The organism is Kamptonema formosum PCC 10802 (assembly GCF_000332335.1).
Classification (GTDB): domain Bacteria; phylum Cyanobacteriota; class Cyanobacteriia; order Cyanobacteriales; family Oscillatoriaceae; genus Oscillatoria.
Window position 1 is genome coordinate 3,311,733 of record NZ_KB235948.1, and the last position, 24,560, is coordinate 3,336,292.

Below are 24,560 nucleotides of genomic sequence, written 5' to 3' on the forward strand. Positions count from 1 at the left end.
TATCCTCCCTTGGCGCTCTTGGCGTCTTGGCGGTTCATAAATACCGCCTCTCTAACAGCGCTTTCCTAAATTTAACATTTTCTTTATAAAAACCCTTTTAAAACAGCGGGTTTTCTGGGAATATTGGGGAGAAACAGCCCGTGACAAGCGAAATGCGTGTGCTGCGGGGTTTTGGATTGCAGGGACAAAAAATATGGCACTTTTTCAGGGCAGTTCTATAGATGAGCTTCTGACTGGGGGAACCGAAGATGACAGCTTATTTGGCGGTGGCGGAAATGACACCCTAGATGGGGGTGCGGGAGATGACAGCTTAGTTGCGGATGGCACAAGCACCTTTTTGGGCGGGGATGGCAATGACACACTCGTCAGCACCGGCACCAACAGCACCTTACAGGGCGGAGGGGATGACGATACCTACATCCTGCTTGACACCGGCACAGGCAACCAGATAGACGATACAGCAGGAACCGATATTCTGATCCTGCAAGACAGCACCGGCACTCCCATCACCCTATCTTTAAATCTGCAGGAAAATTCCACCGGCACCGCACGCCAGGGAACCAGCTTGCTGATAGACTTGAACAGAGACGGAGTGGCTTCCCCGACGGATGACTTGACAATCTTAAACGTCTTCACCGAGGGCGAAACAACTGCCGGTGCCGGTTTCATTGAAACTGTGGGGAATCTCACAGAGAGCGAACTTCTCACGCTGGTAGATACAAACATAACGGCGGGGACAGATTCTGGGGGCACAACCTCAACTTCCGCCACAGAAGGTGACGACAGCATTGTCGGAACCAGTGGGGATGATACCCTCGCCGGCAATGGTGGGAACGACACCATTTTGGGGAATGCCGGCAGTGACACGATAGACGGCGGGGATGGAAATGACAGCATCAGCGGCGATGCCGGCGATGACAGTCTGCTTGGCGGTGCCGGTGATGATACCATCAGTGGCGGCACAGGTGCGGATACGGCGGATGGGGGTGCCGGCAGCGATCTGGTTTCTGCCACCGGCAGTTCTTCCATATCCGGCGGCGACGACGGCGACACCCTCAATGGCATCCAAGGCAATAATACCCTCGATGGCGGCGAGGGCAATGATAGCATTCAAGCCGGTGTCGGGGGCTCCAGTGCCAGCAACTTTGGCAGCTTCCTCTTCGGGGGTGCGGGAGACGACACCTACAGCTTGACGGCAGGTGGCAATCTGATTCAAGATACTGCCGGCACGGATACCCTCATCCTGCTAGACGCCAACGAAAACATCACCCCCTCACAGGACCTGCTGCGGCGTCTCGGCAATGACTTGACGATTGACTTCAACGCTGACGGGGTGCCTTTTGCAAGCTTCGATTTGGTCATTTTAGACTACTTTGCCGACACGCAGAACGCAGCCGGTGCCGGGTTTGTCGAAACGGTGGGCAACCTGAATGGCAGCGATATCCTCACCAGTATACAGCCCACACCGACAGCGACTGCCGCCACTGACGGTGACGACACGATTTTTGGCAGCAGTGCGGATGACACCCTCAGCGGGGGTGCCGGGAATGACATCCTTTCTGATATCGGCGGCGATAACACCCTGACGGGCGGCGATGGGGATGACGTGCTCTCCGGCGGGTATGGGAATGACACCCTGCTTGGGGAGATCGGCAATGACTTGCTGCGGGGTTGGAAAGGAGATGATAGCCTCGATGGCGGCGAGGGAGACGACACCCTGCTTGGGGGTGCCGGTGCGGATAGTCTCAGTGGGGGTGCCGGTGCGGATAGCCTTTCGGGTATCGGCAGCAACAATACTTTAGACGGCGGCGACGGCGATGACACGCTGGAAGCCACCGCCAATCCTAACAGCAGCCGTAACACCAACAACATCCTCCGGGGGGGCGCGGGAGGCGACACCTACAGCATTTTCGCAGGAGTTGGGGCTCAGATTGAAGATACGGAAGGTGAGGATACGCTCAACCTCCTAGACAGCGCCGGCGCATCCATCACCCTGTCTTTCAATCAATTGCTGCGCCAAGGTGCCAACTTACAGATCGACCTCAACTCTGATGGAGTGGCTAGCTCAGCGGATGATTTGCTGATTGTAGACTTCTTTGCAGCAGATGATACGATTGCCGGTGCCGGCTTTATCGAAACCGTGGGCAACCTCTCAGGAGATGAAATTCTCGCCAATGTCACCCTCTCTGGCGGCACCGGCACAGACACCACCACCGGCGGCACCGGCACAGACACCACCACCGGCGGCACCGGCACAGACACCACCACCGGCGGCACCGGCGGCACCGGCACAGACACCACCACCGGCGGCACCGGCACAGACACCACCACCGGCGGCACCGGCACAGACACCACCACCGGCGGCACCGGCACAGATACCACCACCGGCGGCACGGTTATTCCGGTTGGAGGCACCGGCACCGACACCACCACCGGCGGCACTGGCACAGACACCACCTCTGGCAGCACCGGCAGCGACACCACCCAAGGGACCAGCGTCACCTTTACCCCCCCCAGCAACAGTCAGGCTGTTGCTGTTACAGGAACCGACAGCACCGACAGTCTAACTGGCAGTGACGCTGCGGACAATATCCGGGGCAACCAGGGAAATGACTTCCTGCTGGGGTTGCTGGGAGATGATATCCTGTTTGGCGGTGACGGAGACGACTTTATCAGTTGCAACCAGGGCAATGACTTCGCCGATGGGGGTGCCGGCAGCGATACAGTCCTTGGCGGAAAAGAAATTGACACCCTCCTGGGCGGCAGCGGCGATGACATCATGCTGGGGAATCTGGACGCCGATACCCTTTCTGGGGGCGATGGCAGCGACACCCTTAACGGCAACCAAGGCAACGACTACGTGGATGGGGGTGACGGCAGCGATGTCTTGTTTGGAGGGCAGGATAATGATATCCTGTTTGGGAACCTTGGCGACGATACTGTCCTGGGCAATTTGGGAATTGATACTGTTTTGGGCGGCGACGGTGACGACTTACTGTTCGGCAATCAAGGCGATGACAGTCTTGATGGCGGCACCGGCAGCGACACCCTCGGCGGCGGCAAAGACAGCGACACCTTCACCGGCGGCGCTGGCAACGACTTCCTCAGCGGCGATCTTGGCAACGATCGCCTGATTGGTGTCGATCCCAATGCCGCCAGTCCGGGAATCGGCGAAATTGACACCCTCATCGGCGGTGCCGGTGCCGATACCTTCGTGCTGGGAGATGGCAGCCAAGCCTACTACAATGATGGCAATAATGCCGGTGCCGGTTTGAATGATTACGCTTTGATTGTTGACTTTGACGTCATCGAGGATGTCTTCGTGCTGCGCGGCAGTGGCTCTAATTATTTACTGCTAGCCTCCCCACTGGCAAACGCACCTGGCACAGCGATTTTCCAGACAGGTGCCGGTGAGAATGAACTGATTGCTATCGTGCAAGGGGCTGACAGCCTCAATCTTGACGCCAGCTACTTTACGTTTCTCTAACCCCTAGCTTTTTCCTGGTTCCCAGACTCCGCCTGGGAACGCCTGAAAGGAGGCAAGGGAGGCCGGAATGTAGGTTTCCTAAATGCTTACTGCTATATAGACGTAGGGCAGCGTCTGGCTGCCCTGAAGGTCTAATGTTCTAACCTAAGTTCATACTGCTATATCACAGGATAAGCTAAAATCCCCCCTCAAAATAAAATTCTGTGACGGGAGAGGTCAGGCTTGTTGCAACAGCCGGCGCGTGTCCGAGCTCAGAACTCGAATGATGGACCTCAGCGCTCGAATGATGGACCTCAGCGCTCGAATGATAGACCTCAGCGCTCGAATGATGTGCCTCAGCGCTCGAATGATGTACCTCAGCGCTCGAATGATGTACCTCAGCGCTCGAATGATGTACCTCGGAACTCGAACGATGGACCTTTTGGGAGGAACCGCCGTTCCCCCCAGCGGAACAATCTCGGCAGGAGCTCGTCGTGTGGGGGCGCGGCATAACGCGCTTACGCGCGTGCATAGCCCACTCCGCCCCCGCCGGCAAGGGACTGAGAAACCCGGTTTCTTAAAGAAACCGGGTTTCTGGCATGTACTTCATCCAACTGAGAACCGCTATATTTATAGCTGCAACTGCCGAATCAGATCGAGCGCCTTTTGGTAAAAATCTTTCCTTCCCTGTTGCTGAAAAATCTCTGCGGCTTTCTGGAAATCTTCAAGTGCCTTTTGCTTCTCTCCCAGCTGCCGGTGGGAATTCCCCCGGTTGACGTAGGCACCGGCATAATCGGGAATCAGACGAATCGCTTCATCGTAATCGGCTATCGCTTCCTGATACTTTTCCAGCTTGCGGCGGACATTTCCCCGGTTGTTGTAGGCGTAAGCGTAGCTGGGATTGAGGCGAATCGCTTCATTGTAATCCGAGATCGCGCCCTGATAGTCTTTCAAGTTAAAGCGAGCCACCCCCCGGTTGTTGTAGGCATAGGCGTAGTTAGGATTGAGGCGAATCGCTTCATCGTAATCGGATATCGCGCCCTGATAGTCTTTCTGCTCGTAACGGGCGTTCCCCCGGTTATTGTAGGCATAGTCATAGTTGGGATTGAGGCGAATCGCCTCACTGTAATCGGAGATCGCCGGCTGATAGTCTTTCAGGTTAAAGCGAGCCACCCCCCGGTTGTTATAAGCTTCCGCCAAATTGGGATTGAGGCGAATCGCTTCCCTATAATCGGCGAGCGCCGCTTGATAGTCTTTCAACTCTGAGCGAGCCAGCCCCCGGCTATTGTAAACACCGGCATCGTTAGGATTGAGGCGAATCGCTTCATTATAATCCGAGATGGCTTCCTGATACTCTTGCCGTTGGCTGCGGGCAAACCCCCGGTAGAAGTAAACTGCAGCACTATTGGGATTCAGCCGCAACACCTGGCTAAAATCTCCAATCGCAGCCAAGTAATTCTCCAGCTGTAAGTAAGCCTCCGCCCGCCGGTAAAACGCCTCAAAACTATTCGGATTGCTCTCCAAAGCTTTGCTGTACTCAGCGACAGCTTCCGGGTACTTGCCCGCCTTCGCCAATTGCTGCCCACGGCTGACAAAATCCTCCACCGGCACAATATTGCTGGGGGGCACCCAATTAATTTTATCCGCCAAAAAGGTTTGCAGCGGAATCCCCAAGCCAGACACTTCTCCCGCGTTCCCCTCCGAAGTGAAACGCCCGTTCACCCCCACCACGCGAGCGTTGGCGTCCAGCACCGGCCCGCCAGAAATCCCCGGAGTTGCCGGATTGTCGTGAGCTAGAGTGTAGCCTTTTTCTGCCTTTTGCGCTATACTGGTAATGTTAGCAATCAAAAACTGGTAGGTGGGTTCCGGAATGCCCGGTATGGGGTCAGCCCAACCGGCCAGATAAACCGCCTGCCCTTGCGCCAGTTCCGCAGAGTTTCCCAGTGGCGCAGTCGGGTAGTTTTCGTCGCTGGCAAACTGCAGCACCCCCACATCCACATCTGCCAGATATCTGACTTGGCTGTAGGGAACGAGATATTTCTTGCCATCGGGCGCTGTGATTTGGTAATCTCCCTCTGTATAGATGACGTGCCGGTTGGTTAGCACAGAGTAAGTCTTGCCATTGCGCTCAAAAATCACCCCAGAGCCGGTTTCTGGCCCGTCGATGCGCACCGTAAACGCTTTGGCTTTAGCGGCAACCTCCGAAGGCTCTAGCGCCACGGCCATCTGAGGCTGCACCAGGGCAACTGTCGCCGCCGCACCTATCAGCGCTGCCGGCAATCCATAGAGAAAGTTCATAATTTGACCGTCAACCTAACCTCTTGTATTATCTCACTCACCCGCCAAGAATTACAAGGCTGCATCTTATTTACCGGTGGGGGACCTCTGGTTCCGAGATGTTTCAAACCCGCGCCGCCTTTCCCTCGCCCCCGCGCCGCCAAGGGAGCCGGTGAGGCTGGGCGATCTCGCAGCGGCGACTGGGAGTGTCCCGATTTGCGAATTGGGCGGTTAAAATGCACCGTGTGTTTGCTGGAGAGCAACTCTTGAAAGCCTTGTTTTGCGGGGAAAGTTTGATGAGCCGCTATTTATAAGATAATGTTGGCGTGCTTGATAGGGGGTTTTACCCCACCCCCACCCCCTCCCCGTTAACGGGGAGGGGAGCTTTCTGGGAACCCTTGTCCCCCCTTTCCTCATCTTTCCTGCAAAAAAAACCGGGCATATTTTGAGAGTCTCGCTATACTCTTAGCCCGCGCAGGCGGGCTTTGTCTGTATAGCCGCGATTTACAATCGCCAGGAAACCCGGCTAATCGCCGACGAACTAGCTGTAGGTCTTCCCCCACATCAACTCGCCAACAGTCTCTTTATAATCCCAAGTTTAGACAGATATAGCGCGCCTAAATCCTTCGCGTAAATTTAAGGAACCCGGTCTCTTAAAGAAACCGGGTTTCTGGGCCCCCAGACGTTGCGCAAATCATGGAGAGCTGCTATAATTTTTTATTGCTGAAAAGGCGTTCATATAGCCTTTTAAAATCCCTACTCCGGGCAGGCAAAATCCAAAATGTATAAGACTGCCGTGAATTAAGGCGCGTTCCGCACTCCCAGGGCAGTCAAACGCCACTTGTGGGACACGAGTCTGTCCCGGAGCTGGAGAGGGGTCGATCCAGTCCGTCTCCAAGACGCCGGACAGGCGTCCCGCCGGTTCAGTCCCTCTCCCAGACGCCGGACAGGCGTCGCGCCGGTTCAGTCCCTCTCCCAGACGTAGGCGTCCCGCCTGTCCTAAAATCAGCGATTGCGAGAAACCTGTAAATAGTCTAAAATAAGAAATCCCTAAAAACATCCCTGTGTGAGGGGAGCGCTAAAGCCTACTGGGACAGTCCGGACGTGGCAGATGGTTTGGCAGATTTGCAAAAGACACCAGCAGAGAGCACCGGCATCGGGAAAACAGCCGGTTCACCCCCGAAAAACCCCCGTGGATTAGAGCCAGCAGTGGCTCAAGGCACCGGCGGGGTGCCGGCAGCCGCTCACCTGTGCTATTAAGGAGACAGGGAGCGAACGGCGCGGCAACTGTACAGTGATGGTCAGGGGGGAGGGGATGGGGTGCGCTACCCTTAGAGTTGCGGCAAATATAAATACTGCTTACCACCAACTCAAGGATTTTCCTCAAGGTTAATACAGTGGCAGGAATTGCCGGCAGAACGCCACAGCAATCATCGGGGGGTAAAATTTAACCTATCGAGTGTTCCTGGAGTTCTCGCACGCCTTGTTCGCCGGGGTTTAAGGAGGTTTGGGAGTAATGGCAGAGCTCAAGCTGCGCCTGCAAATTGAGGGAAAGATAGAAAGAACGGTTACGGTGGATCGGGATGAATTTAAGATAGGGCGCTCGCCGGAATGCGATTTACAGTTGCCACTGGCGGCGATTTCCCGGTGTCACGCCCGCTTTATGAAAACAGCTGCCGGAGAGTGGACAGTTGAGGATCTGGGGAGCAAAAACGGTACGCTGCTCAACGATCGCCTGGTCACCTCCCCTCAAAAGGTGAGCCACGGCGACGTTGTTCAGCTGGGGAATATTGGGCTGAATGTTATTTTCTCCAGCCGTCCAGAAACCCAGACGCCTTGGCCCCCTCCCTTTCGCAGCAAGAGCCCACCGCAGATGACAACCGCCAGTCCCGGAATGACCATCCTCCGCAATGCCAAAGAGCTGCAACAGCAGTGGATACGGGCTGGGGAACAGGGGAATGGGGCTAGCAACCAGGAAAAAGCCATTGCCCGCCTGAAAGACCTTGTAGATATCGCCAAAGGTCTGAACTCTGCTGAATCGATAGAAGCGATTTTCTCCCAAGTCCAGAAAGTCGTTTTCCGCGAACTCAGCTGTATCGACCGGCTGGCCCTGTTAATCGACATCAGCGGGACAGGCAAACTGGAATTGCTCAACGCCGCCGCCAGAGATGCCTCTCAACAGAAGAATCTCGCCGCTGATGGGAGTTGGATTAGCCGCACCATCTGCCAAAAAGTATTCTCCGAAAAAGTGGCCATCCAAACGGCTGACGCGCAGACAGACGAGCGGTTTGATGGAGAAGAGAGCATTTTATTCAAAGGCATTCACAGCGCGATGGCGGTCCCTCTGTGGGATGAAAATAAAGTGGCCGGCGTACTTTATGCCGACGCCCAACTTTACAGCAGCGATTCCGCCGAGAGAGCAGAAGAAGATTTAAGCTTTTTTTCCGCCTTAGCCAACCTTGTCGCTTCCAGCGTGCAGCGCTGGCTGCTCTCGCGCAAACTCAGAGATGAAGAAACCATCCGCCACAAGCTAGAGCGCTATCACTCTCCAAGCGTTGTGCAGCAGCTGATTGCCGCAGGAGCCTTGGAAAACGGTCGCCTGCCTCCTGTAGAAGGTGAAATCAGCATCCTGTTTGCCGATATCGTGGGCTTTACCGCACTTTCCGAACGGCTCACTCCGTCGCAGATTGCCGAATTGCTCAATGATTTATTCGAGGAAATGCTCTACGAAGTTTTTGCCCAAGGCGGCACGCTCGATAAATTTATCGGCGACTGCATCATGGCATTTTTTGGCGCTCCCGAATCCCAGCCGGATCACGCCGAACGCGCCGTCGCAGCCGCCAAAGGAATGCTCGACCGGCTCGAAAGACTTAACGACAGTCACGCCTTGCGCGAACCCCTGCAATTGCGGATTGCCATCAACAGCGGCAAAGCCGTCATTGGCGATGTCGGAAGCTCTCAGCGTGTGGACTACACCGTCTTGGGCGCGACGGTTAATCTCGCTTCCCGCATGGAAGGAATCTGTCCCCCCGGTGAGTGTGCGATCAGCGAAGCAACCTATCAGTTGCTGCTAGCGCCTCAAGACTTTCAGCCGGCGGGAGAGCACCGTTTCAAAGGAATTGACCGGCCAGTTATAGTTTACCAGACCCAGAGAAATACATAGCCACAAGAAACAGAAAAAACCGGGTCAAGAAACCGGGTTTCGCCGAAGTTACCCGGTTTCTGGGATGACCTCAACCGAAAGTTGAGCTATTCCAGCCCCACATCGAACCCTTGGCATCCGCAAACTCGATGTAGACGCGATTGGGCTCCACTCCCAGCGCCTCCTTAATTTGCTGGCAAAAATCCTGGCTCATGGCCTTCGTTTGCGCCGGACTCATGCTGCCAATACTCTTAATTTCCACATAGCACACCGGCTCCGCCGTGCCGGCAAACGTCATGGCCACCTCCGGCTCAAAAGCCGTCATCACATAGGACTCCGGCTTGCCCAGATGCTGGGCCAACTTAGCCGACAGGCTTTTCAGCAGCCCCTCAACAGCAGATTTCTCAGGAGCGGACACAGAGGTTTGAACTTTGATCAGAGGCATAGGTTAATCCTGGAGAGTCTGCAACAAACCCGGTTTCTCAATTCTAAACTTTGCCAGCCACTCGCCAGCAGCGACGCCCGATCAGCCGCCGTAATTCCAGCCGGTGCTTTCCAGCAATAGGGGCTCGCCCTCCCGGTGGACACCGGCAGCAATCACCTCACCCACATACACCGTGTGATCCCCATGCTCAACCGAGCCCACCACCCTGCACTCCACATAGCCCAGGGAGTCCGAGATAATCGGACAGCCGGTTTCCTCTCCCCGGTAGAATTGCACGTCCCCGAACTTATCCCCCACCCAGCGCTGCGGCTGAAAGAATTTCTTCGCCAGCTCCTTCTGTCCCGCTTCCAAAAAGCTGAGCGCGAAAACCCCACTCGCCTTAATCATCGCGTGGGACCTGCTGTCCTGCTTCACGCAATTCACAACCAGAGGCGGCTTAAAGGAACCCTGCATTATCCAGCTTGCCGTGAAGCCGTTAATATCTTCCCCATCCTTAACGCCACAGATATAGATTCCGTGGGGAATCTTGCGCAGTAAAGTCTTTTTCGCTTGTTCGTCCAGCATGGGTAAAGCACTCCGACAGTACACCGATCAGTGTATACCAATTCCTTTGCACATGGCAACCTCAACCTGTGACAGCTGAGAAACCGGGTTTGTGAAAGAAACCCGGTTTCTGGTCCGGCACACTCCCGCCTCAGCCGGCACGCACCAAGCTAGAGTCCGCCATTTCACCCCGCGCTCCTCAGCGTCTCTCTTTGCTAAAGATGTCTTTGAAAATGTCTGTGACGTCCTCTTCCTTGTAATCCTTAAACTCACCGGCATCAAACCAGATGCCATAGCAGACCGGGCATTTCTCGTACCAAATGTGAGGCTGGTTGAGGTCAACCATTTTCGTCATTTTCGTGTGACATTTTGGGCAGTTGATATCTCCCATTTCATTGTACTTACTGCCGGTTTTGGGGTCGCCAATGTCCAAACTCTCAGATCCCTCAATTTTCTTGAGCGTCTGAGCCTCCAGGGAATCAAACCAAATCCCTTTGCAGTTCCCGCAGCGGTCTACTTCGATATTTGCGTACAGGACCGCTTCTAAACTCCCCGCGCACTTCGGGCATGTCATTTGGCTCATTTTGCTATTCCTGTGAATCTAAACAAACTTGAGTTAATGCAGATGGGAATAGTTTATCAGCTCTCGCGGGAGAGCGGGCGGAACAGGTGCGAGTGTTCCGGATGGTAGAGGCGAGAGCGCGCCGGCACCTCCCCCAGTGCGGGGCTAATCGCGTAAAGCGTTGTCCGGACCAGCTTTTCCAGCTTCGTTTTCGCCGCCATTTCCTGTAGGGGGACCAGCCAAATTTTCTCATCAGGCCACCCCAGCCGGTAGCAAATGGCCACCGGCATCTCAGCCGGGTAGTGCTGCATCAGCTTCTCCTGCGCCTCTCCCACATGACGGGCGCTCAGGTACAGGCACAAACTCGCCCGGTGCGCCGCCAGACTGGCCAATTCCTCCGTATCCGGGACGCCGGTGCGACCCGCAATCCGCGTCAGGATAATCGTCTGCACCACACCCGGAACAGTCAGCTCAACTTTCAGCTTAGCCGCCGCCGCCTGAAACGCACTAATTCCCGGGATCACCTCAAACGGAATCCCTGCTTCCCCCAGCGCTTGCATTTGCTCGTGAACCGCGCCGTAGAGACTGGGGTCTCCGGAGTGCAGCCGCACCACGGACTGGTTAGCTCGCACCCGTTCCAGCATCACCGGCAGGATCTCTTCGAGAGTTTTATTCGCCGTCCTAATAATTTCCGCATCCGCACGAACCCCCTGCAAAATCTGCTCAGGAACCAGCGAGTCCGCAAATAAAATCACATCAGCCCGCTCCAGGATTTTTTGAGCCTTAACCGTCAGCAAATCCGGATCGCCCGGGCCGGCACCCACAATGTAGACTGCCGGTGCCAGGAAAAGTTCTTGATTTTTATTTGACTTTGAATTTTGAGTCTTCAATCTGTTTTCTTCTCCCCTGGCGTGCAGTCTTATCAATCGCGCTTATAACTCATATCTCTGAGTTTTGTCAAACAGGTGGCTGAAATGAGCGTGGCATTTTTTAATCGCTGCTAAAGGCGAATTATATCCTGACGGACTGGCTGCTGCTGCGAAGCATGAGGCATGCACTTGGATATTGACAAATTTTAGAATTTATGCGTGTCGCAAATGCACCTGCAATTTGTGCCGTTTCGGCCATCGCTGTCCAGGGGTTAACCGCCCCGGTGAGCGCCAGTCCAAATTCCCCATTTCCCCCACCGGCACTAGAGGCGGACAGCTTTATAGTCCAGCCCCTTTCTGCGGCCACACCCGCAGAACTTGTGTCGCTCGCCCCACCGGCAATCGTTGGGGGCGCACAAACGCCGGCATCAGCCTACGGAACGCAAGATAGCACTGAAATTGGCAATTATCAAGACCCCCTGAAGTATATCGCGCTTCCAGCCCCCCGGAGCGGAACGGGAGCCAGCCGCGCCATGTCACCAGGAGCTGATTTCCTGATTCCGGCGGCTGTCGCGCCGGAGTGGGGAGATCCCCTAGACTTTATTGTCCAGCCGAGAGTGGGGGCGGCAGCGGTTTCCGCCGCGCCGGTGATGCCACCGCCGGCATACGCCAGCAGCGCCCAGTTGCTCAAGCCGCTGCCGCAACAGCCGGTTGGAATGGCCACTGCTGCCGGTGCTTCCAGCAATCTCGCCCAAAATCTGGTCGCTATGGGGCAGGCACCTGTTAGCCTTTTGCCAGAAGTCCCTCCCCCACCCCCCTCTGCCCAGCCGGCGCAAAACCAGCCGCCTCCAGGAGCGACACCCTCCCCACAGCCGGCGCAAAACCAGCCCGCCAGCGCCATACCCTCCCAACAGGAAATTGAAAAAATACTCAATCAGCTGGATGGTCTCCAAGACAGAAAAATCGATTTTGCCGACCTTTACAAAGGTTCGCCCGGGCTGACAGTCGCCAACCCTTCCGGATTTGGCGCAGATAACAACACCGGCTATATCGGTGTCGGCTTTCAATCGCGAGTCCGATATGCCGACGCTCTGGATGGGGGCACAGTTCTGGGAGCAGGTTTTGGCGATGCCGTCAAATCCGTGGGTGTAGAAGTTTCCTACACACTGGCCAGCATTACTGGAGGAAATACCGAGTTTGGCAGAGGCGGATTAAACCTCAAAGTTCACCGCCAGTTCCCGCAAGACTGGGCGGTAGCAGTCGGCTGGAATGGCTTTTTAAATATTGGGGCAAATGACGTTACCAACTCCTTCTATGGAGTAGCTACCAAAGTTTTCCGGCTGCGAGAAGATATCAACTCCTCCTTCAGCCGGGTGGCTGTCACCGCCGGCTTGGGCAATGGCCAATTCCGTTCAGAGGAAGACATCGCCAATGACAGGAGCGCGGTCAACCTGTTTGGCAGTGTAGCCGTCCGGGCGGCTGAACCTGTCAGTTTAATTGCCGAATGGACAGGACAGGACTTAACGCTGGGGGCTTCGATTGTTCCGTTCAAAAACGTTCCCGTGGCGATTACTCCCGCGCTCCGCGACGTTGCCGGTGCTGGAGACGGGGCCCGGTTTGTGATCGGCGTCGGGTACTCATTCAATTTTTAAGTGTTGAAATAGGATAGTTAGTGATGCGCAAAATTCAATCGATCAGTTTGGGAATTGGCATTTATATTGTCACAGTAGCAATAGCAGTTGCTCCTTCAGCTGCCCAGACAGCCGGTCAGCAGTCCGACCACCAGGGACCCAACCTCTGGAACAATCCGGCACCGTTTATTAATCCGGGGCTTTCCAATGTCGGCAATAATGTCGGCAATGGTATTTTTGGAGCAAATGGGACAATCAGCCCCCAGGTTCTCAATGCTGCCACACAGCTTTCCCAACAGCTACAGCAAGCGCTTGCCAACTCGCAAGCTGACAGAGTGAATCTCCTAGTGCAAGAAGCCCTGCAACTTTTAAACGATGTGGATGCCGAGCAGCAGGCTCAGCTTAATTCCCTTTTGAGATTTCGGACTTGGTAGGCGTTCAGTTGTCCATTGAACAGATTCCCCTTTGTCAGGAGACAGTAAAATGATACGCTAGCCGAAATATTACGGAATACAGATTTTAATGGCAGCCCCTGCAGGGGGGCTTGCCAGCACTTTTCCGACAGCGTATCAAGCAGATTAATTGTTTTTTAACATTTATCAATTATTTTTGCGCGCCTTATTCATGAGGTAAACTGGCAATTAGGTTGCCTTAAACTATGCAAATTAAATAGAAATATCTTGAGATGGAGACGCCCCTGATTGTCGAGGTCAAACCCTCTGACGTCGTGCAAGATCCCAACCGCCCCTCGGATTACATAGACGACACCAACACAGGCCGGCAGAATGATTTTCGCGGGACTCCTGGCAACGCCGTGCCGCAGCCACTGGCTGAGTTCGAGTTTAAGGCCAAGACGAAGTACAGCTTCTATTTGGAATCGACCTACAACGGCAGGCCGGCGGGCATCCTCTACTCGACGGATTTTCAAAACCTAAACCGCAGGCAGCAGGCCCTCTTTGACGGTGGCATGAGCGGTCTGTCTCAGGGCGGTACGGCCATCCGCTGGGACGATACGGGGATAGTCAAGGCGCTGGAAGAGAGAGACTTCGACGATTTCATCGTCCGTCTTGGGGGTCATTTAGAGTGCCCCTATCAGGGCCAGACCCCGTGCACGCCCTGTTACAAGCTCAAGGAGGGCAGCAGCAACCCTGTAGTGCCGGCACCCTCCAACGTAGTGCCGGCACCTTCCAACCCGTCCCGCCAGTAGGTGCCGGTAAGGGCCACACTGCCGCTGCTTGCTGTCAAGCAGCGGTTTTTGTCTGGGGGGGCTGCCGGTGTCCGTCCCGCCACCGGCAGCCCCCCTGCCAGATGGCTGCCCCAGTCTGGCGAGCCGGCCCCTGAGTCCCAGAATGGGGACAGTCACTTAGTTATTCTTTACAAATAGAATGGCTGTGATAGTATCTGGATGGTTTGAGGCGGCGTCAAGCTGCCAAATGGCGTAAGCCTTGTGGTGGTGGAGGAGTATTTAGGAGTGCCAGATCGCATGTCAGTGAGATGTTCAAACGCTTATGTGCCGCGACCCCAACCTGAACCTATCCGCATTGGGGTGATTGGGGTAGGCAACATGGGACAGCATCACACCCGAGTTCTGAGCTTGTTAAAAGATGTTGATCTAGTGGGTGTAGCCGATATTAATGTCGAACGCGGTTTAAACACTGCCAGCAAGTACCGGATTCGCTTTTTTGAAGATTATCGGGATCTGCTCCCTCATGTGGATGCCGTTTGCATTGCTGTTCCCACGAAACTGCATCACGCAGTGGGGATGGCTTGCCTCCATGCCGGCGTGCACGTATTGATCGAAAAGCCGATAGCTGCCAGTATTGCCGAAGCTGAATCGCTGGTGAATGCGGCAGCTGAAACCGGCTGCATCCTGCAAGTTGGCCACATTGAGCGCTTCAACCCTGCTTTCCAGGAACTCAGTAAGGTGCTCAAGACCGAGGAGTTGCTGGCGTTGGAAGCGCATCGCATGAGTCCTTACTCTAGCCGAGCCAATGATGTGTCTGTGGTTTTGGATCTGATGATCCATGATATTGACTTGCTGCTGGAATTGGCCGGGTCGCCGGTGGTCAAGCTCACAGCCAGCGGCAGCCGCGCTTCCGGATCTGGCTATTTAGATTATGTTACCGCTACCCTTGGCTTGGCCAATGGCATTGTGGCCACTCTCACGGCCAGTAAGGTAACGCATCGCAAACAGCGCCGAATTGTGGCCCATTGCAAAAACTCTTTGACGGAGGCGGATTTTCTCAACAATGAAATCTTGATTCACCGGCAAACGACTGCCAACTACATGACGGATTATGGCCAAGTGCTTTACCGGCAGGACGGTCTGATTGAAAAGGTCTACACGAGCAACATTGAGCCCCTGCACGCCGAGTTGGAACACTTTGTCAGCTGCGTGCGCGGTGGCAATAAACCTTCTGTCGGCGGAGAGCAGGCTCTCAAAGCCCTGCGTTTGGCAAGTGCCATCGAGCTGATGGCGATCGATGGGCAAATCTGGTATCCCCCAGGCCAGGAGCGCAGTCCCTTGAATCCTTCCACGCTCCCTGTCGCCTGATTGAGACAGGCCGCCCTCAGGCTATTTCCGTTTTAATAATTTATATTACTGGTTCGCGTTGCCCCCTTCTCCAGAAGGGGGTTTTGCTCTAAACTCCTCTCACATAAAAACTAACCAAACGGAAGGTATAGCAATAGTCATATTGGGCACGGACATTAATGGCATGACGCATGGGGCATGGCGCATGGGGCATGGCCCATCAGACTGCGAGCAATGCGATGGGGCATCATCGCCCACTGCCCCAATGCCCACTGCCCATGTCCTAACCTAAGTGCATACTGCTATAGCTCATTGGCTGTCGGTGGCCAGTAACCGCTGCGCCAGAGCGGGGCTCAGAGCTTCACTGACAGCGTGATTGCCTGTGGGACTGAGGTGAATGTGGTCGCGGTACAGGGTTTCTGGCTGCTTTTCAGCGTTGAAAAGGGGCAGAAAATCAATATAAGTAATTCTCTGCTGCTCGGCAAACTCTGCCAGACGCCGGCGAGCCTGCTGTTCGTAGTCGCGAGGGCCAGGATTGCCGATTTCCCGCAGCAAGGGGGTCATCAATAGCATAAAATGGCTATTTTTGTCAAGGGCAATTTCCTGAATTTGCCGGATCGCCTGCAAATTGCGACCGGCGCGATCTCCCCCTTCTGCCTGTACCGCTTTTAATTCGTCTGGCACTGGCGTTGCCGGCAGCAAATAGCGGCTGAACACCTCTGCTAGGGCTGAGGGCGGTTTGCGGTCAGGGTAGTTGCGATCTCGCCCCACCGGCAGCGACGTGGGCGCGGTGGCGAACAGGTCATCCGTATTGATCAGCAGCACCACCGCCCGCGCCTCAAAGGTGCCAAACCGCTGCAAATAGGCCAATTCATTGCGCGGCCCCCAAGAGTTGGCCGAAGCGTTGAGGACTTCCACACTGGGGCTGGCGCTTGGGGGAATTTTGCCCCCCTCCGCCGCCAGCAAACTCAGCTGGCGGGCTAACATTGCTGAAATCGTCTCCCCTTGGTCTGTCCACCAGCCCCCATTGGCCACGGAATCCCCCAGCAGCAACACCCGCAGTGCCGGTGCAGTGGGCGCTACTGCAGGGCTGCGCATGGAATACTCGTTGATCTCTATGCGGTTGCCAAACCGGCGAGTGCGCTGGGAAGGCGCTAGCAGATAGCCAATTTCCTCGTCCGCAATATAAATCAGGGGACTGCCAAAGCCCGCGAACAGCCGCAAGCAGGCCTCTAGCGCCAGCACCAATCCAGCTATTACCGCAAGAACTATCATCGCAAACTTCATAGGCTCGTGAATTATATCGCTTGTAGTAAAAGCGCAGTTCCCACAACGCGCGAGTTATATAAGTAAAGGATTTAGGCGTAAATTTCAGGAAAGACCTCTCTGTGCGAGTGCGGGGGCGCTCACCGGCCTGGAGGAAGCCAGCCGCTGGCTCGGGCCAGAGGGCGGAGAGCGAACAGGCCAGCCCTGAAAATCGCCAGCTCTGGTGGCAGCGTTTGAAAGTCCAACTCGCCCGCTTGCGGCTGATGGTCAGTTATAGCGGTTTTGAGGCGGCCTGGAGTGCAGCCGGTGTCTGGGACTGTCCGATTTTTAGAGACGGTGAGCAGTTCTTTTGTATCAATCCCTATGGGGGACTGAAATATAGTAAAGTACAAGTGGCTTCATCTCACCTGCAAAGGAGAGACAGACTGATCGAGGCGTGCCACCCGTTGTGGTGCGTTGAGTGATTTGACAGAATTCTCCTCAAGAAAGCCGGCCCTTTCTAGAAAAGAATTGCGGTGGCCCAAGTGGGAGTGCCGCGACCCCTCTACAGTTAAAATAGAGGTCAGCGCCCTCTCCTGAACCAGCAGGGGCCTGGAGACAGCACTGCGGCCTAGTGCCGGCTGCGTGGTGTGCCAGGAAGGCAGAGCAGTGAAGTCTCGAACTGCACATGCAAGCCCAAAGCTTGAAAAATCCCGCCTCTTCTGGAGGGGGGAGTGTCAATGGCGAGTCCGGATAGTAAACTCGTGGACTTAATTCAGATATTCAAAACAGAGAATCCGATTATTGGCGTCGTGCATTTACTGCCTCTGCCGACTTCTCCCCGCTGGGGGGGCAGCCTGAGAGCGGTTGTGGAGCGAGCGGCACAAGAGGCCACAGCCCTAGCATCCGGTGGCGTAAACGGCATTATCGTTGAGAACTTTTTCGACGCCCCGTTTACCAAGGGGCAAGTCGATCCAGCGGTGGTCAGCGCTATGACGCTGATTGTCCACCAGCTGATGGACTTGCTGACGCTGCCGGTGGGAATCAACGTCTTGCGCAACGACGCCCACAGCGGTTTGGCCATCGCCTCCTGTGTGGGGGCCAAATTCATCCGCGTCAACGTCCTCACCGGCGTCATGGCCACAGACCAGGGCTTAATTGAGGGACAGGCTCACGAGTTGCTGCGCTACCGGCGGGAACTGGGGAGCGATGTCCAAATCCTGGCAGACGTGCTGGTGAAGCACGCTCGCCCCCTGGGCTCCCCCAATCTCACCACAGCCGTGCAAGAGACAATTCAGCGAGGTCTGGCGGATGGGGTGATTCTCTCCGGCTGGGCCACGGGCAGCCCGCCGACTCTGGAAGACCTGGAGCTGGCCAAGGCAGCAGCCCTTGGCACGCCGGTGTTCATCGGCAGCGGTGCCAGCTGGGAAAATATCTCGACCCTGATGGGGGCAGCTGACGGGGTGATTGTCTCCAGTTCCCTGAAGCGGCACGGGCGCATCGAGCAGACGATCGATCCAATTCGAGTCAGCCAGTTCGTGGAAGCGACGCGCCGCTGCTTGGCGGCAAAGACCCAGCCCAAAGCAATTTCCAGTGACAGTTCCCTGGAGGCTGTCCGCAACTGAACTCACCCGTCTGAGCAAAGGAACCTCACCCCCTAACCCCCTCTCCGCTTTTCGGAGAGGGGGGATCGGACAGCAAAATGCCGCAGCTTGTGAGGTGGATTTTGCCTGCCCGGATTTAGGACGGTTGTGGGAACACTTGACAGTAGAGAGAGGACAAGGTAGAAAGAACTTTCTAAAATTTAAAATCTAAACTCTAAACTCTAAAATTGATATGGTTCGCCGACGCAAAACCCCCTGGATTCATCGCTTCTCCCGCCTGCTGATCGCCGCCATAGCAGCAGCCGGTGCTGTGGAAACGGCCTTTCTGACGGTGGTCGAGCTGACCGGCAGCGCCTCTGCTGTCTGCCCCACGAGCGGCTGCGTCCAGGTGCTTTCTAGCTCCTACGGGAAAATATTCGGCTTGCCCCTCACCTTGTTCGGTTTTTTGGCCTACACCGGCATGGGGGTGCTGGCAGTCGCTCCCCTGGCAATTCACCCAGTAAATCAGAAGGAACTCCGCTCCAAGCTGGAAAAACAGACTTGGCCGCTGCTGTTTGCCGGTGGGACGGCAATGGCGATTTTCAGCAGCTACTTGTTCTACCTGCAGGCTTTTGAAATCAAGGCGTTCTGCCCCTACTGCATCGCCTCGGCTGTCTTCTCGCTGTCGCTGTTTGTGCTCAGTTTGACAGGTCGGGAGTGGGAGGATATGGGCCAGCTGTTTTTTAACGGCGTCATTGTGGGCATGGTGACGCTGATTGGCACTTTGGGCCTGTACGCCAGCGCCAAACAGCCGGTGGCAACTCCAGAAGCGACTGCGGCTTCCAATGCGCCCGGACAACTTGGCGAGCCGATTACCACGACCTCGGGTGAGGCAGAAATTGCTTTAGCGCGTCACCTCAAAGAGATAGGCGCTAAGGAGTACGGGGCTTACTGGTGCCCCCACTGCCACGACCAGAAGCAGCTATTCGGCAAAGAAGCGTTTGAACTCCTTGATTACGTCGAGTGCGACCCCAACGGCAAGAACGCCCGTCCCCAGCTGTGCGCGGAGGCGAAAGTCAAAGGCTACCCAACCTGGGAAATCAAAGGCCAGCTGTATCCGGGTGTGTTTTCGCTACAAAAACTGGGCGATATGTCAGGCTACCAGGGTCCGGGCAACTTTAAGAATTTAATCCCTGGGGCGGCAGCGCCCTAAAGGCAAGCAAGGGGCAGAAATTCTAGAATAAGGGTGGATACTCCGGTGACGCTCTCGACTTTTCTTGAGTGAGTGTGAAGTTTTATGGCTGGAACAACTACCGCAGAAGCAATCGAAGCCTTAGCCGCTGAAATTGGCGAAAATATCTATATCGATATCGCCAAGTGGCATCTGTATCTGAGTGACGCTCACCTGCACACGCCTCTCGCCGAACAGCTCTACCCGCTTCTGACGGGTGGCAATCTCGAAGAAGATCGGGTGCTGGAGGTGCTGCAAGGCATCCCGGTGAAACTGGGCGGCGGCAGGCGGGAAGTCCCTCTGGCGGATTTGCTGCCGGTGCAGTGTCAGGTTCAGCTGATGGATATTTTGGAGGAGTGCCAGCGCAAGCTGGGTTAATTTTATTAGAAGCCGGGATTTGGGGATTTGGGGATTGTTGTGTCCCCATTCCCCACGCTTGCTTTCGCGCTAGATATTCTGCATTAAATTTGCCATATGCATCTCTATCCCCGCGTTCCCAGCCTCAGGCTGGGAACGACGTCCTGGAGGCTCTGCCTCTTTCGGGAAGATAAGCAAATTAAAAGCGTAACAGCTTATCTGGCAAACTTCTGGCGCAGGCGGGAGAGGAAGATGTCAATTTCTGGCAGTTTCAGCTGGGTGGCGACTAGGGCGAAGACGCCCAAACCGGCAAGACTGGCGAGACTGAGTTGCAGCAGCTGAATCAGCAGTCCTTCGGTGCCCATCAAGCGCTGTGCGCCCCAGAGTGCGCCCCAGCTGGCCACACCGGCAAGGACGCTGCCGCCGGTTAAGCCGAGGATTGGCCAGCCCCAGGTGTGCCACTGCAAGCCGTTGAGTTTGCGGTCGAGGAGGATTAGGAAGGCGATTGTTGAGATCAGGTTGACAGTGACTGTGGCCAGGACTAGGCCAGGTGCGCCGAAGGGCCCAACGAAGAGGTAATCGAGGACGGCGTTGAGGAAGATGTTGGCGACGCTGACGCGAAAGGGGGTTTCGCCATCGCCCAGGGCGTAAAAGACGCGCACGAGTACGTCGCGCCCGAGATAGACAAACATGCCGGCGGCGTAGGCGATGAGGACGGCGGTGACGAAGCTGGATGCGTCTTTGTTGAAGGCGTAGCGCTCGTAAACGACTCGCACGATGGGGAATGCCAGAACGATCATTAGGGCGCTGAGGGGCAGCATGGTGATGCCGGTGAGGATTAAGCCCTGGCGAATCCGGGTTTTGAGTTCGGGCCAGTCTTTGGGGTCGGCTAGGCGGGAAAAGACGGGCAGCAGGGGGACCAGGAGGACGTTGGAGATGATGCCGAGGGGGGTTTGCACGAGCAAGCCGGCGTAGCCGAGGGCGGCGGCAGCTTGGGGGATGAAGGAGGCAAACCACAAGTCGGTGTAGACGTTGATTTGCAGCATGCCGGAGGAGAAGGTTGCCGGTCCGAGGACGTTGAGGACTTCGCGGACTCCGGGCTGCTGGAAGTCAAACCGCAGGCGCAGGGTGCCCATGCCGGCACGCCACTGGGCACCGACCTGTATGGCCCACTGGAGGATTGCGCCGGCTAGGGTTCCCCAGGCGAGGACTAAACCGCCTAGCATGGCGTATTTGGGGTCGGTAATTTTGGGGCCAAGCTGGAAGGTGAGGATGGCCAGTCCGCCGATGACGGCGGCGCTGGAGAAGAGGGGGCTGATGGAGGGGAGCCAGTATTGATCGGCGGCGTTGAGGGTGCCGAAGCCTATGCCAATCAGGCCGGCGAGCAGGGCCATCGGGGCCATGATGCGAAATTGCTGGATGGCGATCTGGCGAATGGTTTCGCCGGCGGGTGTTTTGCTTAAGCCCGGGGCTACTACGTCGGTGAGGGGTTCGGCAAAGACGATCAGGGCGATGGTGACGAAGAGGAGGATTCCCCCGACGAGGGTGGTGATGGTTTCGACGAGGGGGGCGGCTTCTTCTTGTTTGCGCTTGGCGAGGACACTGACGATGGCGCTGTGAAATGGGCCATTGATGCCGCCGAGGAGGACGAAGAGGAAGCCGGGGATGACGTAGGCGTAGTTGTAGGCGTCAGCTGCAGCACCGACGCCGAAGGCGGCGGCGATCGCTTGCTGGCGGACTAGGCCAAAGATTTTGCTGATTAGGGTGGCGGCGGCTACGATGCCGGCGATGCCGGCGAGGGAGCGAGCGGGTTTTTTGGCTTCAGACACAAATGGTTAACAATATGTAGGTGAGCTTAAATAAACTTAACCAGAAACTCTACACCCTGCCTTTTGCCGGTTTTTGGGACAGGCACTCCGCCTGTACCACTCCCAGCCGCAGGCGGCGTCGAGCCGGTCTTGCTCCCCCTCCCCGTCAGCGGGGAGGGGGTTGGGGGGGTGGGGTCAAGCGCATTTTACGTTGAATTTTGCCCACATAAAAGCTATTCTCACGGTTGAATGGTAATGAAGGATTTTGTTTATAAGTACCCGCCACTGCTGTCTGGTATTTTGGTTAGGCGCTACAAGCGGTTTTTTTGCGATATTGAGCTGGATACGGGGGAGAAGATTACTGCCCACTGCGCCAACACCGGCCCGATGTTGGGGGTTTGTGCGCCTGGGAGTCGGGTGTGGGTGTCGCATCATAGCGATCCTAAGCGGAAGTTGGCTTATAGCTGGCAGTTGGTGGAGGTGAGGGATAATGAGCCGACTTGGGTGGGGATTCATACGGGTTTGCCGAATCGGGTGGTTGAGCTGGCTTTGGCTCAATATCTGTTTCCAGAGTTGGGGGAGTACGAGCGGATACAGGCTGAGGTGGTGTACGGTCAGGATAAAAAAAGTCGGGTGGATTTTCTGTTGACAGGAAGTGGGATTTGTGATATTTACCTGGAGGTGAAGAATACGACTTGGGCGAATGGTAGGGTGGCTCTTTTCCCGGATACGGTGACGGAGCGCGGACAGAAGCACTTGCGGGAATTGATGGAGGTTGTGCGGGGCGGGGGAAGGGCGATCGCACTGTTTTTTATTAACCGGGGGGATTGCGCGGAGTTTGCGCCGGGAGATATTGCCGATCCGGTGTATGGGAAGCTATTGCGGGATGCGATCGCTTTGGGGCTGGAGGTGTTGCCGTGCCGGTTTGAGGTGTCGCCGGTGGGTGTCCGCTATTTGGGTTTGGCGTCGCTGCGGGTGTGATATTAAGTTCGGAAACCGGGTTTCTGAATCAATCTTTTGGGTGGGATGCGAAGGAAAGTCTCAGAAACCCGGTTTCTAGGGGCTGAGAAACCGGGTTTATGAATCAATCTCTCGGTGAGGAGATGATTCCGCTAACTATTGCTGAAATTGGGTTAATAGCCAGGTACTGACTTTGCCGTGATTCATCTGGCGGGTGCGCTGTAAAGCTTCTTCTAGCAGGGAAATTGCTAATCCTGGCAATACCTGAGACTCTGCAATCCGCCGGCTACCTTTCTCAGCAATGGAAAAAGCGATGACGCGAACCTTTCGCACATCGATGACCCAGTATTCAGCCACTCCCAGTTCCTCATACAGCAGGCGCTTTTCGCCTTGATCGTCGGGGAGGGAGGTGTTGGCTACTTCAATTACTAGCGCTGGTGGGGGATAGATGTCTAGGTCGATGATAGAAGTTCCCCAAGGAATCACATTGGCGTTTTCCCCCATGTAGAAAGACGCATCGGGTTGAGCTTCTTGGAAGCCGGGTTTGCGGTAGGTGCAGTTATCATGTCCATCCAAATCCAGGTTTTTGATACCTGCAAACAGGTGAACAGCATGGATAATAATCGAGTGATCTCGTGAGTGGTCATTTCCAACTGGTGACATCTCTATCCTCATTTGTCCATTGTAGTAGTAGCCTTTGGCTTTTTTGCAGGCGGGGTCTTCTATCGCCTGGATGTATTCATCCCAAGTGGCTGTCACCCAAGTATCAGCCGGCACTTTTGTCTCTAAGGCGTTCATGGATTCCTCCTGTGATGCTGGGCTGTCAGAATGGCATGTCTGGAGTTGCCGTTCATATTGAGCGGTATAGGAATCTATTATAACAGGTTAATGTTGCGGGATTGAGGGGGCACCGGCAGATTTTGTCAGGGGTGCGTTCTTTTTGGGACACCGCTGCTACAGGAGGGTGCGTTCCGCTTTATGAATTTCTACAGGCTGCAATCTTTGCTGCTGGATGCTTTGACTCTGAAGCGCAACCTGCAAGTGAAAAGTTACCCGCACGCCGCCAGTCGGTACATGATAGACTCTCTGGTGGCTGAGGGGATCTGACAGCTGGTTATCAGGTATAGTGACACAAGTGTTGAATTCTGTCACAAAACTTTACATTTTAGCTTACATTTATCCTGCCCTGAGTAAAAATGCTTAGCCAGAGAGAAGTCGTTCTATCCAGTGGACATAGCTGATTTCTTGACACATACAACATTGAAGATAGCGGAGTTTATCTAGTAGCGTAGTCCCCATTCTTTAGGATATCTACTATCTTTAATATCAGGTAAGCTATCAGCGAAACATAAATTTGTATAGCTATACCATTTACATTTTAGTAATCAGCTTATCCAACTTAAGGTGCATTTTAAGAAACTTCCATAGCAACTCTATGTGCCACCTATATTTGTAGATTTCCATAAGCTCTTCATCAGAGACTTCGGCCCGCTCCAAATTGGTGGCCAATCTATACTCAGCACGCTTTTCAAGATCGCAAAAGTTAACAATTCTATATATTCCTGAGTCCTTGCCTGTCCCAACTAGAAACTGCCCCTTATTTTCAGAAAATTGAAGTTTGTAGTTGTTAGGTATGCGCAAGACGAAATACTTGTTTGACTGCTGGGCGAGCCGTAAAAATTTTAACTAGAAAAGCCCCGATCCATTACCCCTACACCGTTTGGGGGCAAACTAGCTAACATCTCTTTTCCATATCTGTAGTCAGAGTCGTATCCAAAATTTTATTAAGTTTTCTTCTGGAACTCCTGTGGTTAAATTTAAGGAGCTAACAAGCTTAACTTGGGAGTATTCTTGCAGCAATAGCAATTTAACTTGTTAGAGTAATGACAGTTTAATCAATAGGACACA

At 55.0% G+C, this 24,560-nt stretch carries 24 protein-coding genes and 1 pseudogene; 15 read left to right on the plus strand and 10 right to left on the minus strand.

Translation table 11 applies throughout. The features are described 5' to 3' along the window. Positions 1–193: 193 nt before the first annotated feature. The gene (locus OSC10802_RS56155) at positions 194–3,487 is read left to right on the plus strand and encodes a beta strand repeat-containing protein (protein ID WP_017717424.1); all 3,294 of its coding nucleotides are present in this window, start codon (positions 194–196) and stop codon (positions 3,485–3,487) included. 609 nt (positions 3,488–4,096) lie between these two features. On the opposite strand, the gene OSC10802_RS0114165 is transcribed toward OSC10802_RS56155, so the two are convergent. After that, positions 4,097–5,764: a serine protease gene (locus OSC10802_RS0114165; RefSeq protein WP_017717425.1), complete on the minus strand. Its 1,668-nt coding sequence runs from the start codon at positions 5,762–5,764 to the stop codon at positions 4,097–4,099. Positions 5,765–5,767: 3 nt separating this feature from the next. Between OSC10802_RS0114165 and OSC10802_RS49800 the strand changes: the two genes are divergently transcribed. Next, positions 5,768–6,013, plus strand: coding sequence for a hypothetical protein (locus tag OSC10802_RS49800; RefSeq protein ID WP_155967737.1), 246 nt, complete (start codon positions 5,768–5,770; stop codon positions 6,011–6,013). 424 nt (positions 6,014–6,437) lie between these two features. On the opposite strand, the gene OSC10802_RS49805 is transcribed toward OSC10802_RS49800, so the two are convergent. Beyond that, positions 6,438–6,803, minus strand: a complete 366-nt coding sequence (locus tag OSC10802_RS49805; RefSeq protein ID WP_155967740.1) for a hypothetical protein — start codon at positions 6,801–6,803, stop codon at positions 6,438–6,440. A gap of 44 nt (positions 6,804–6,847) precedes the next feature. Here OSC10802_RS49805 and OSC10802_RS49810 point away from each other — a divergent pair, with 44 nt between their 5' ends. Then, on the plus strand, positions 6,848–7,003 hold the full coding sequence (locus OSC10802_RS49810; protein WP_017717426.1) for a hypothetical protein: 156 nt from the start codon (positions 6,848–6,850) through the stop codon (positions 7,001–7,003). Between the two features lie 256 nt (positions 7,004–7,259). Then, positions 7,260–8,906, plus strand: coding sequence for an adenylate/guanylate cyclase domain-containing protein (locus OSC10802_RS0114180; protein WP_017717427.1), 1,647 nt, complete (start codon positions 7,260–7,262; stop codon positions 8,904–8,906). Positions 8,907–8,976: 70 nt separating this feature from the next. Here OSC10802_RS0114180 and OSC10802_RS0114185 read toward each other — a convergent pair whose 3' ends face one another. The 4 genes from OSC10802_RS0114185 to cobM all read right to left on the minus strand — a co-directional run bounded on the left by OSC10802_RS0114185 (position 8,977) and on the right by cobM (position 11,325). Continuing rightward, positions 8,977–9,330, minus strand: coding sequence for a phenylpyruvate tautomerase MIF-related protein (locus OSC10802_RS0114185; RefSeq protein ID WP_017717428.1), 354 nt, complete (start codon positions 9,328–9,330; stop codon positions 8,977–8,979). An 81-nt stretch (positions 9,331–9,411) separates the two neighbouring features. Beyond that, the gene (locus tag OSC10802_RS0114190) at positions 9,412–9,894 is read right to left on the minus strand and encodes a flavin reductase family protein (RefSeq protein WP_017717429.1); all 483 of its coding nucleotides are present in this window, start codon (positions 9,892–9,894) and stop codon (positions 9,412–9,414) included. A 178-nt stretch (positions 9,895–10,072) separates the two neighbouring features. Next, the gene (locus OSC10802_RS0114195) at positions 10,073–10,456 is read right to left on the minus strand and encodes a TFIIB-type zinc ribbon-containing protein (protein WP_017717430.1); all 384 of its coding nucleotides are present in this window, start codon (positions 10,454–10,456) and stop codon (positions 10,073–10,075) included. A 56-nt stretch (positions 10,457–10,512) separates the two neighbouring features. After that, the gene (gene cobM, locus OSC10802_RS0114200; RefSeq protein ID WP_017717431.1) at positions 10,513–11,325 is read right to left on the minus strand and encodes a precorrin-4 C(11)-methyltransferase; all 813 of its coding nucleotides are present in this window, start codon (positions 11,323–11,325) and stop codon (positions 10,513–10,515) included. Positions 11,326–11,519: 194 nt separating this feature from the next. On the opposite strand from cobM, the gene OSC10802_RS44365 reads away from it, so the two are divergent. From OSC10802_RS44365 to OSC10802_RS40160, 5 genes are all read left to right on the plus strand, one after another. Next, positions 11,520–12,956, plus strand: a complete 1,437-nt coding sequence (locus OSC10802_RS44365; protein ID WP_017717432.1) for a hypothetical protein — start codon at positions 11,520–11,522, stop codon at positions 12,954–12,956. Positions 12,957–12,979: 23 nt separating this feature from the next. Further along, positions 12,980–13,369 (plus strand): hypothetical protein, encoded by a 390-nt coding sequence (locus tag OSC10802_RS0114210; RefSeq protein WP_017717433.1) that lies wholly within the window; start codon positions 12,980–12,982, stop codon positions 13,367–13,369. 251 nt (positions 13,370–13,620) lie between these two features. Continuing rightward, on the plus strand, positions 13,621–14,142 hold the full coding sequence (locus tag OSC10802_RS40155) for a hypothetical protein (RefSeq protein WP_017717434.1): 522 nt from the start codon (positions 13,621–13,623) through the stop codon (positions 14,140–14,142). Beyond that, the gene (locus OSC10802_RS49815; RefSeq protein WP_155967743.1) at positions 14,143–14,319 is read left to right on the plus strand and encodes a hypothetical protein; all 177 of its coding nucleotides are present in this window, start codon (positions 14,143–14,145) and stop codon (positions 14,317–14,319) included. It begins immediately after the preceding gene. Positions 14,320–14,418: 99 nt separating this feature from the next. Next, on the plus strand, positions 14,419–15,489 hold the full coding sequence (locus tag OSC10802_RS40160; protein ID WP_044171013.1) for a Gfo/Idh/MocA family protein: 1,071 nt from the start codon (positions 14,419–14,421) through the stop codon (positions 15,487–15,489). Between the two features lie 288 nt (positions 15,490–15,777). Here the strand turns inward: OSC10802_RS40160 and OSC10802_RS0114230 are convergent, their stop codons facing one another. Then, positions 15,778–16,755, minus strand: a complete 978-nt coding sequence (locus OSC10802_RS0114230) for an SGNH/GDSL hydrolase family protein (RefSeq protein ID WP_017717436.1) — start codon at positions 16,753–16,755, stop codon at positions 15,778–15,780. A gap of 101 nt (positions 16,756–16,856) precedes the next feature. On the opposite strand from OSC10802_RS0114230, the gene OSC10802_RS49820 reads away from it, so the two are divergent. From OSC10802_RS49820 to OSC10802_RS0114250, 4 genes are all read left to right on the plus strand, one after another. Next, positions 16,857–17,198 carry a hypothetical protein gene (locus OSC10802_RS49820; protein WP_155967746.1) on the plus strand — a complete coding sequence of 114 codons (342 nt, stop codon included), beginning with the start codon at positions 16,857–16,859 and terminating at the stop codon, positions 17,196–17,198. 279 nt (positions 17,199–17,477) lie between these two features. Beyond that, entirely contained in the window at positions 17,478–18,338 is an 861-nt protein-coding gene (gene btpA, locus OSC10802_RS0114240) for a photosystem I biogenesis protein BtpA (protein ID WP_026098468.1), read from the plus strand. Positions 18,339–18,549: 211 nt separating this feature from the next. Then, complete coding sequence (locus tag OSC10802_RS0114245) at positions 18,550–19,509, plus strand: vitamin K epoxide reductase family protein (RefSeq protein ID WP_017717439.1); 960 nt, start codon at positions 18,550–18,552, stop codon at positions 19,507–19,509. Between the two features lie 84 nt (positions 19,510–19,593). After that, positions 19,594–19,905 carry a DUF3181 family protein gene (locus OSC10802_RS0114250; protein ID WP_017717440.1) on the plus strand — a complete coding sequence of 104 codons (312 nt, stop codon included), beginning with the start codon at positions 19,594–19,596 and terminating at the stop codon, positions 19,903–19,905. 194 nt (positions 19,906–20,099) lie between these two features. On the opposite strand, the gene murJ is transcribed toward OSC10802_RS0114250, so the two are convergent. Further along, on the minus strand, positions 20,100–21,713 hold the full coding sequence (gene murJ, locus OSC10802_RS0114255) for a murein biosynthesis integral membrane protein MurJ (RefSeq protein WP_017717441.1): 1,614 nt from the start codon (positions 21,711–21,713) through the stop codon (positions 20,100–20,102). Between the two features lie 234 nt (positions 21,714–21,947). Between murJ and sfsA the strand changes: the two genes are divergently transcribed. Continuing rightward, positions 21,948–22,673 carry a DNA/RNA nuclease SfsA gene (gene sfsA, locus OSC10802_RS0114260; RefSeq protein ID WP_017717442.1) on the plus strand — a complete coding sequence of 242 codons (726 nt, stop codon included), beginning with the start codon at positions 21,948–21,950 and terminating at the stop codon, positions 22,671–22,673. A gap of 135 nt (positions 22,674–22,808) precedes the next feature. Here the strand turns inward: sfsA and OSC10802_RS0114265 are convergent, their stop codons facing one another. Further along, positions 22,809–23,450 carry a Uma2 family endonuclease gene (locus OSC10802_RS0114265; RefSeq protein ID WP_017717443.1) on the minus strand — a complete coding sequence of 214 codons (642 nt, stop codon included), beginning with the start codon at positions 23,448–23,450 and terminating at the stop codon, positions 22,809–22,811. Between the two features lie 180 nt (positions 23,451–23,630). Between OSC10802_RS0114265 and OSC10802_RS55625 the strand changes: the two genes are divergently transcribed. After that, complete coding sequence (locus OSC10802_RS55625) at positions 23,631–23,759, plus strand: hypothetical protein (protein WP_017717444.1); 129 nt, start codon at positions 23,631–23,633, stop codon at positions 23,757–23,759. Between the two features lie 93 nt (positions 23,760–23,852). Here OSC10802_RS55625 and OSC10802_RS40165 read toward each other — a convergent pair. Then, positions 23,853–24,560 (minus strand): annotated as a pseudogene (locus OSC10802_RS40165) (IS4 family transposase); the annotation flags it as partial.